The sequence below is a fragment of the Parafrankia elaeagni genome (assembly GCF_000374165.1).
Taxonomy (GTDB): Bacteria; Actinomycetota; Actinomycetes; order Frankiales; family Frankiaceae; genus Parafrankia; species Parafrankia elaeagni.
In genome coordinates this window covers 21,165-29,659 of sequence record NZ_KB893762.1, presented here as the reverse complement: position 1 = coordinate 29,659, position 8,495 = coordinate 21,165, and the positions used below count along the sequence as shown (strand labels likewise).

At 71.1% G+C, this 8,495-nt stretch carries 9 protein-coding genes; 4 read left to right on the top strand and 5 right to left on the bottom strand.

What is annotated here, in order from left to right:
- Together B207_RS0126885 and B207_RS35845 are read right to left on the bottom strand one after the other, a co-directional pair.
- Positions 1–377 (bottom strand): cation transporter (locus B207_RS0126885; RefSeq protein WP_026311494.1); only part of this gene is annotated, 377 nt, incomplete at its 3' end.
- 54 nt (positions 378–431) lie between these two features.
- Complete coding sequence (locus B207_RS35845; protein WP_051102687.1) at positions 432–1,544, bottom strand: hypothetical protein; 1,113 nt, start codon at positions 1,542–1,544, stop codon at positions 432–434.
- Positions 1,545–2,096: 552 nt separating this feature from the next.
- On the opposite strand from B207_RS35845, the gene B207_RS0126875 reads away from it, so the two are divergent.
- From B207_RS0126875 to B207_RS0126860, 4 genes are all read left to right on the top strand, one after another.
- On the top strand, positions 2,097–2,819 hold the full coding sequence (locus B207_RS0126875; protein WP_026311493.1) for a Crp/Fnr family transcriptional regulator: 723 nt from the start codon (positions 2,097–2,099) through the stop codon (positions 2,817–2,819).
- 12 nt (positions 2,820–2,831) lie between these two features.
- On the top strand, positions 2,832–2,981 hold the full coding sequence (locus tag B207_RS40835) for a hypothetical protein (RefSeq protein ID WP_195905366.1): 150 nt from the start codon (positions 2,832–2,834) through the stop codon (positions 2,979–2,981).
- A gap of 1 nt (position 2,982) precedes the next feature.
- Positions 2,983–3,762, top strand: a complete 780-nt coding sequence (locus B207_RS0126865; protein WP_018639778.1) for a FadR/GntR family transcriptional regulator — start codon at positions 2,983–2,985, stop codon at positions 3,760–3,762.
- Between the two features lie 164 nt (positions 3,763–3,926).
- Complete coding sequence (locus tag B207_RS0126860; protein ID WP_018639777.1) at positions 3,927–4,868, top strand: LLM class F420-dependent oxidoreductase; 942 nt, start codon at positions 3,927–3,929, stop codon at positions 4,866–4,868.
- A gap of 102 nt (positions 4,869–4,970) precedes the next feature.
- On the opposite strand, the gene B207_RS0126855 is transcribed toward B207_RS0126860, so the two are convergent.
- The 3 genes from B207_RS0126855 to B207_RS0126845 form a co-directional block, all read right to left on the bottom strand.
- Positions 4,971–5,945: a UDP-glucuronic acid decarboxylase family protein gene (locus B207_RS0126855; RefSeq protein ID WP_018639776.1), complete on the bottom strand. Its 975-nt coding sequence runs from the start codon at positions 5,943–5,945 to the stop codon at positions 4,971–4,973.
- Between the two features lie 99 nt (positions 5,946–6,044).
- On the bottom strand, positions 6,045–7,280 hold the full coding sequence (locus tag B207_RS0126850; protein ID WP_018639775.1) for a glycosyltransferase family 4 protein: 1,236 nt from the start codon (positions 7,278–7,280) through the stop codon (positions 6,045–6,047).
- 392 nt (positions 7,281–7,672) lie between these two features.
- Positions 7,673–8,359, bottom strand: coding sequence for a class I SAM-dependent methyltransferase (locus B207_RS0126845; RefSeq protein WP_018639774.1), 687 nt, complete (start codon positions 8,357–8,359; stop codon positions 7,673–7,675).
- Positions 8,360–8,495: the final 136 nt, after the last annotated feature.

Here is an 8,495-nt window from a genome sequence, read left to right as displayed (position 1 = left end):
GGACTGCCGGGACTGCCGGTCCCGCCCGACGGCTCGCGGTCGGTGCGGTCGGTGCGGTCGGCAGCGGAACCAGCGGCACCGGGCGGCGGAACCTGCATGGCGGGTACGGCTGGCGGGGCTGGGCGCACGGGCGCCCGCGCGACAGCGGGTGGCGGTACGGCAGCTGTGTAGCCCGCGGCCCTGACCTGGGCGACCAGGTGCTCGGTCGGCAGCGTGACCGGGAAGCTGATCTTCGCTTTCTCGGTCGCGTAGTTGACCGTCGCGGTCACGCCGTTGATCTTGTTCAGCGTCCGCTCGACGCGAGCCGCGCAGGATGCACAGGTCATCCCGCCGATCACCAGGTCGACCTCACGTCGTTCGGTGGCCGTTGGGCTCATCGGATCTCCCACAGGAACATGGTTGGCGGGACGGGAACGGTCAGCGGGACACGATCAGTGCGTGTGTTGCGGCGGGCGCGTCCCGACAGGGCCGGGCGTGGAGACGCCCCCGCCCTCGGCCACCGTCATGGTGAACTCGGCCGTGCGTACCTGCCCCGCATGCCTGAAGTCGAGGAACAGCCGGTAGGAACCGGCGGACGGAAAGCGCGTCGCGAACGACAGGGCGGGGTCGCCGTCCTCGTCGCCATCGCCGGCGGCGGCACTCGTCGCCGTGGCCCCCGCGCTCGCGGCGGTACTCGCGGCAGTGCTCGCGGCAGCGGTGGGCGGGGGGGTCCGGGTGAGCGGGTGAGCGTGCAGGTAGGCCAGGTCTCCCTCGCGGAGCACCACCAGGTGACCGAGCGCCCCGAGGTACTCCTCCAGGTCGGTGACGGGCCGTCCGTTGCGGGCGACGACGAAGGCCAGCTCGCTCCCCTCCCGCCGGTCGGCCTCCCCACTCATGGTCACGGTGTACCCGCCGGCCACGGTCGCGGTGGTCGACGGCGCGGGAAGCGCCGTGGGCGTCAGGTTGCCTCCCACGGTCACGTCGGCGCCGAGAGTCACGGAGGCCTGCGCGCCGTCAGAGCTGCCGGAGCTGTCGGAGCTGTCGGAGCTGTCGGAGGCGTGGCTGCCGGCACCGGACACCGCCGGGACGAAGTCCGCGAAGACCCGGTACACCCCCGGGGCGGCCAGCCGGAGCGGGACGCTCCAGGTTCCGGCGGCGTTCCGGGTCGGGTGCAGGTGCTGGTAGCCGGTCAGGTCACGCCGGACGACGATCAGATGCAGGTCCGCTTCGTGGGCGCGGGTGTAGGCGGTGAGCGGCCGTCCGTCCGGGCCGATGATGCGGAACGTGTACGCACGGGAGCGTCCGGCGGGCCAGGTCAGCTCGTCGGGGTCGAAGGTGTAGCCGCCCTCCGAGATCGCCAGTCCACCTGGCCTGAGGGCGTCGAGCAGGTCGTCCGTGCCGCCGCCCGCCACGCCGCCGGCTGCGGCGGAGATCTCGTGGCTGTCCGTGCCGCCCGAGCGGTCTCCGTCCCGAGACGGTCCGATCGTCGTCCCGACGACGTAGGAGACACCGAAGAGCACAGCCAGCGCGAGACCGAATCCACCGACTCGGGTCATAGCGTTCATCGTCCGTCCCTTCGCACGGGCTAGCGAACAACTCGTCCGTACCGTACGTACCCCCTGGGGGTATCAGTCCACGATACGGCACCGGCGGCGGCTCCCCTCTCCCACCTTCGGACGGCGTCACCCGGGCGTGCCTGCGCCGCGGCGCTCTCCCCGCGGCGCGCTCCACCGGCAGCTCCGGGCAGCGGCCCTCCGACAGTTCCGGACAGAGACAGTCCCAGGCTGTGAGCACCCTCGTCGCCGGTCCGACGCGACGTGCGCAGGAAGCCCGGACGGTGTTCCCACGCAGGCCGGACGCAGGTCGGACGCAGGCCGGAGGGAGGTCCGGAGACAGGCCGGACGAGGGAACGACGCAGGTCGGCGGGGATCAGCGCATGGCCGGCGCCCCTTCGGCCCGCCTCCGGAGCGGGCCGTACCCGGACCCCGAACCAGGGAAAACCGGCCGGGCGGCTGTCCAACTCGGTACTAACACAGGACGGTCAGCCGGCCGCGAACCACAATAGGAACCTCGAACCTTCCGGGTACGGATGCCCGGGGTGAAAGGAGGGCATTCCTTTGGTTGAGGATTCTCGGCCCTTTCCGCCGGGCAGCCTGCCTGCTCGTCTGAACCCGGCGTTGCGCCAGCAGCTGCTCTCCCTCGGGGGGATACGGCACTACCCGCACGGCGAGATGCTGATGCGGGAGGCCGAGCCGTACGGAGAGGTCATCCTGATTCTGGACGGCTTCGTGAAGATCACCGCGAACGGCGAGGAGAACCGGCTCGCCTTCCTCGTCATCCGGTCCCGGGGGGACGTGCTCGGCGAGATCAGTGCGATGGAGCAGGACACCCACACCGGGACCGCCACGGCGGCCGGGCCCGTCGTCGGCCGGGCGATGAGCGCGGCGGCCTTCCGCGGCTTCCTCGAGCAGAACCCGCCGGCCGCCTTCGCTGTCGCGGAGATGGTCGCGAACAAGCTGCGCAACTCGATCCGTCGCCGGGTCGAGCACGTCGACGGCTCGGTCCGCGGCCGGCTCGCCCGGGTCCTCATCGAGCTGGCCACGCTGTGGGGGCGCCCGGCCGCCCGCGGTGTGCAGCTGGCGGTGGGGCTGAGCCAGCCCGAGCTCGCCGCCCTGGTCGCAGCGGACGAGCGATCGGTGAACCGGGCACTGGCCGAACTGCGGAACATGCAGGTGGTTGATGTCGGATACCGGCGGGTCATCGTTCTGGACCTCGAAGGCCTGGAGCGGGTCGCATTCGGCAACCAGGACAGGCCGGACGGATCCGGCGGTCGACCCTGAGGTGAACATTCAGTGCACAGCAGCGCTGATATCTTGTGGAACCGGCTGCGGACCCGCAGCCGGTGGGGGGAAACCGACGACATGCCCGCACGACCAGGCATCAACGCACTGGCGGTGACGGTCGCCATCGCCGTCTCTGGCATGACCCGGCTCACCGGCTGACATGACGCGTCACACCGGTGCGCGAAACGCACGGACGTCCGAGGTCGTCGCGGAATCGATCCGCGCGCGGATCGCCAGCGGTGAGTTGAAGGCCGGCGACCGTTTCCCGACCGAGGACGAGCTCATGGCCGTCTTCGGCATCGCCCGCGCGACCCTGCGCGAGGCCCTGCGCATCCTGGAGACCGAGGGGCTGGTCACCGTGCTGCGGGGGCGGCACGGCGGGCCGCAGGTCACCAGCCCCTCCCTGGACCCCCTGGCCAGGATGTTCGCCCTGCACCTGCAGATGGGCGGTGTGAGCGCGCGGGACCTTCACGCCGCCCGCGAGATCGTGGAACAACCGCTGGTGGCCGCCTTCACCCGAACCAGATCCGCGCCGGCACTGGCCGAGCTCCACACCGCTGTCGAGGCCGCCGCGGCCGCCGCGGAGGCGGGTGACGGCCCCGGGTTCGGCCGGGCGTCCGGTGCGCTGTACTCGGCTGTCACCACGCAGAGCCCGAACCGATCGCTGGGCGTCCTCGCCCGGCTCCTCCACCAGGTCGCCGCCTGCTGTCAGCAGACGGCCGGGCGGCCGCTCGACGCGCCGGAGCAGCGGCACGCCGTGGGGTACTACCGCCGTTTCCACCAGCTCGCCGAGGCCGGCGACGTCGCGGGAGCCTGCGCACACTGGCAGCCGTGGATGATCCACACCGGCAGTACCTCGCCCTCCCGCACCGCCGACCGGGAGCTGCCCGTGACCAGGTGTGGTGCGACACACGGCCCGGTCGCGACCGGGTGCCGCTGATCGCCGCCGATCGCCGATCGCCGATCGCTGATCGCTGATCGCTGATCGCTGATCGCCGCCGATCGCCGATCGCTGATCGCTGATCGCTGATCGCTGATCGCCGCCGATCGTCGATCGCAGCTGTCCGGTCGACCACAGGGCCGGGCTTTGCCAGGGTGGCGGGTATGGATCTGCGCATCTTCGTCGAGCCCCAGCAGGGTGCGTCCTACGCGCACCAGCTCGCCGTCGCCCAGGCGGCCGAACGCCTGGGCTTCAGTGCCTTCTTCCGGTCGGACCACTACCTGCGGATCGGCTCGGGCAGTCCGCTCCCGGGCCCGACCGACGCCTGGACCACCCTCGCGGCGATCGGCCGGGAAACCACGACGATCCGGCTGGGCACGCTGGTGACGAGCGCGACGTTCCGCCTCCCCGGGCCGCTGGCGCTCACCGTGGCGCAGGCCGACGAGATGAGCGGCGGCCGGGTGGAGCTGGGAATCGGCGCCGGCTGGTACGCGCCCGAGCACGAGGCCTACGGCATCCCGTTCCCGCCGGTACGCGAGCGCTTCGACCGCCTGGCCGAGCAGCTGGCGATCATCGAGGGGCTGTGGCGGACGCCTGTCGGCGACACCTTCACCCACCACGGTCAGCACTACACGCTGACAGACAGCCCGGGGCTGCCGAAACCGGTGCAGGACCCGCATCCGCCGATCATCATCGGTGGCTCCGGACGGCGGCGGACGCCGGAGCTCGCCGCGCGCCACGCCGCCGAGTTCAACCTGCCCTTCGCCGCGCCGGCGCAGGCCGCGGCCCAGTTCGAGGTGGTACGGGAGGCCGCTGCCGCCGCCGGGCGCGATCCCGCCGGCCTGATCTGCTCGGTGGCGCTCACTCTCTGCTGCGGCCGGGACGCGGCGGAGGTCGGACGGCGCGCCGAACGCGGCGGGGACATGAGCAACCTCGACACGCTGCGGGAGCGGGGCCTGGCCGGCTCCCCCGCCGAGGTGCTGGACCGGCTCGCCGCCTATGGACCGGACGGCGCCGGCGCCAGCCGGGTCTACCTGCAGATCCTCGACATGACGGATCTCGACCATCTGGCCCTCGTCGCCGAGGAGGTGCTTCCGCACCTGTGAGCCGGCGCCGGCCCACTCCGTGCCCCGACCATCACAGTCGGTCAGGGGCGCGGAGCGGGCTCTGGGCCCTGAGCCCAGGCCTCAGGGCCCAGGGCCCAGGGCTCAGGCCCCGGGGGTGGCTGTCCCGGCTCCGGCCACCGGCCTGGCGGCGAGTTCGGCCGCGAACCACTCGATGGTGCGGAGCAGCCCGTCGCGCACCTCGATCGTCGGCTCCCAGTCGAGCTGCTGCCGGGCGCGCGTGATGTCCGGCCGCCGCACCATCGGGTCGTCGCCGGGCCGCGGCACGAAGGTGATCGGCACGTCGGCACCCACCAGCTCGACCACGAGCCGCGCGGTGTCGATGATCGTCATCTCGTGCGGGTTGCCGAGGTTCACCGGGCCGGGCAGGCCGCTGCGCAGCATCCGCAGGATGCCCTCGACGAGGTCGTCGACGTAGCAGACGGACCGGGTCTGCATCCCGTCGCCGGCCACGGTGACCGGCTCACCGCGCAGGGCCTGCGAGACGAAGGCGGGAATCGCCCGCCCGTCGTCGGTACGCATCCGCGGGCCGTAGGTGTTGAAGATCCGGATGATGGCGGTGTCGATGCCGTGCCGGTTCCGGTAGGCGGTCGTCAACGCCTCGGCGTAACGCTTGGCCTCGTCGTACATGCTGCGCGGGCCGATCGGGTTCACGTGCCCCCAGTACGACTCCTCCTGGGGGTGTACCAGGGGGTCCCCGTAGACCTCCGAGGTCGACGCGAGCAGGAAGCGCGCACCCTTGCTCCGCGCAAGATCGAGGGTGTTGAGGGTGCCGTGCGCACCGGCCTTCAACGTCTCGATGGGGTATCGCGCATAGTCGAGCGGCGATGCCGGCGAGGCGAACTGGAGGATCGCATCCACCGCCCCCGGCACCGCGACCTGATCGGACACGTCCTGCTCGATCAGATCGAATCCGGGCTGGTCGAGCAGATGCTCGACATTGCTCCTCCGCCCGGTGAGGAAGCTGTCGACACAGACGACCTCCTCGCCCTCTCCGAGCAGCCGATCACACAGATGGCTACCGAGAAAGCCCGCGCCTCCCGCGACAACGACACGCATAGCTGAAACCCCCAGCGCTGTCAGCCCAACACATTCCGAATGGCGCGACCGTCTGCCACCGGCCCCAGATCAGGCGCGGCCAGCAGGGTAACGGGTCGGCTAGCGCCGCCCCCTGCCGGTGCCGTGGATCTGATGCCGCGCGATCGCTTTGAGGTAGACCTCCTCACGGCGTGCGGCGATCAGAGCCGGGTCGAGTTCCGCGGTTCCCTCCCGGCCCCGGAACCCCACCGTGGCCGCGTGTGCCGGATTCGTCAGAAACGGTTCCAGCGCCTCGGCCATCGCGTCCGGGTTCTCCGGCGGGACGACGGCCCCGCCCTTCCACCGGTCGACCCAGGTGGCGACCCCGGTCGTTGCGGTGGCGACAACCGGCCGCGCGGCCGCCATTCCCTCCAGGCCGGCGATCGAGAAACTTTCGAAGCGGCTCGGTACCACCACCGCCCGGGCCTCCCCGTAGCGGCCGGGCAGCTCGGACCGCGACACGTGTCCGTCGAACCGGACCGGGACCCCGAGGTCGACGGCCCGGCGTTCCAGCCAGGTCCCGGTCTCGATGCCGTCGACCCGCCCGGACGACTTCCCGACGAAGATCAGCTTTGCGTCCACGCCTCGCGCCTGCAGCCTGGCGGCGGCGTCGATCAGCACGTCGAGGCCCTTGCGCCACTCCAGCCGGCCGACGACCACCAGATCCCGGCCCGTGTGCGCCGCCGTGGGCACATCCGCGAAGGGCCTGTTGTCGAACGGATAGGGAATCACGTCCACGTCGGTGTCCGGCCGCAGCCAGTCGAATTCGCGCAACTTGTCGACAAGCAGCTGGGACGGCGAGGTCCGCGCATCGGCCCGCAGCGCCGAGAACCGGTCGACCCGATCGGCGAACTCACCCTTGCGGGTCAGTTCGGCATCACGCAGCCGTACGTCCATCATCGTGGGGGTGTGAAGATGGATCACGAGTGGAGTACGGCGCCCGAGCGCGGTGAAGAGGCCCCGTGTCTCACCGTCCTGGGTCTCGATGACATCCGGCCTGATCCCGAGCCGGCGCAGCCAGAAGCCGTAGGACAGGGCCAGGGACGCCCGCAGGGTCAGCGAATCCCGCGGGTGGTCACGCCCGGTGATCAGCTTTCCCGCCGGCCCCAGGTAACGGCTGAGCGGGGCCCGCAACAGCGGACGGCGGTGAACGTGGACGCCCTCGAACACCTCGTCGCGCACACCTCGGCCCTGCGTGCACAGCACATGAACCTCGTGCCCGCGCCCTGCCAGCGCGTGCGCAATGTCATGGGTGTACACGCCAGCACCGTCCCAGATGATCGGCGGGTACTGCTCGCACAGGAAAGCGATCCGCATGCACAACTCCAGGCGACCGTCAGCCTTCTAACTAACTCCGGGCGACTCATAGTAGTACCGATGCCCGCACCACGAACCACAGACCCAGCCAATGACACACACGGAACCCTTACGTCAGGGCACAATTCCGCTACTCCGCTGTAGAAACTTGTAAGACGTTCTCAAGAATTTGCGGCACTCATTCCGCCGACCCATGGGAACGCACCCTTAGCAACGCCCCGGGCAGGCCCTGGGATCCCGCAGAACGTCCTTGACCGTCGAATGATCCGCCTCCGCGCCGCCGGCTGCACCGGCACCGGGGCGCCGCCGGGCCGCTGCAGCCGGCGGCGCCCCGGCGGTGACTCGGCGGTGACTCGGCGGTGACTCGGCGGCGGCACCCGAGGGCCCGCTCCCTAGTGCGGTGACCGGCCGGAATAGACGGCGAAGCGCCAGACCTTGACGGCGCAGTCGACGGAGGCGAAACCGGCCTCCCGCAACCAGCCCAGCTGGTCGTCCAGCGGAGAGCACTGGTCATGGGCCATGCGCACGAGCGCCCCGGCCCACTCCTCGTCGTCCGAGCCGGCGTGGCGTGCCCACTGCTCGTGCAGCCGTTCGTACCTCGCGGTCACGTGATCATCTGGACCGGCCACCTGCTCAAGGTGCACGAACAGACCACCGGGGACGAGCGCGAGCCGGAGGCGGCGGAACAGGTCACGCTTGGCGCTGTCACCGAGATGGTGGATCGCCAGCGCTGACACCACGGCGTCGAACGGCCCGGCCGGCAACGGATCGGTGAGGTCCGCGATCGTGACCGAGGCCACGCTCTCGCCGAGCCGCGCCACCGCACCGTCGACCATCGGGCGCGCGCCGTCCATCAGGTGCAGCCGCGCGCCGGGAACCGCCCTGTGCACGGCAGCCGACAGCAGGCCCGTACCCGCCCCCAGATCAAGGACCTCCGGATGGGGCACGCCGAGCTCGCCGACCAGCTCCGCCGCCGCCCCGTAAAGCAGATCGAAGGCGGGAACCAGCCGCCGACGCGGAGCGTCGTAGGTCTCCGGATCCCAGATCGTCTCACCATATGAGACTATCATCTCACCCATTGGTCCAGCCTAGGACGAACCGACCGTCCGGTACAGCGCGCACACCCATCAGGCCCCTGATCCCGCCGGCGTCAGGCGGGCCGGCGGGCCACGCCTCGCGGACTTGACAGCCAGTTCGGTTGGGCCGGAAATGGAG

What these genes read in the sequence shown, in the direction of transcription:
- B207_RS35845 (WP_051102687.1), bottom strand. Translation starts at nt 1,544, where the DNA reads ATGAACGCTATGACCCGAGTCGGTGGATTCGGTCTCGCGCTGGCTGTG.
- B207_RS0126865 (WP_018639778.1), top strand. Translation starts at nt 2,983, where the DNA reads ATGACGCGTCACACCGGTGCGCGAAACGCACGGACGTCCGAGGTCGTC.
- B207_RS0126860 (WP_018639777.1), top strand. Translation starts at nt 3,927, where the DNA reads ATGGATCTGCGCATCTTCGTCGAGCCCCAGCAGGGTGCGTCCTACGCG.
- B207_RS0126855 (WP_018639776.1), bottom strand. Translation starts at nt 5,945, where the DNA reads ATGCGTGTCGTTGTCGCGGGAGGCGCGGGCTTTCTCGGTAGCCATCTG.
- B207_RS0126850 (WP_018639775.1), bottom strand. Translation starts at nt 7,280, where the DNA reads ATGCGGATCGCTTTCCTGTGCGAGCAGTACCCGCCGATCATCTGGGAC.
- B207_RS0126845 (WP_018639774.1), bottom strand. Translation starts at nt 8,359, where the DNA reads ATGGGTGAGATGATAGTCTCATATGGTGAGACGATCTGGGATCCGGAG.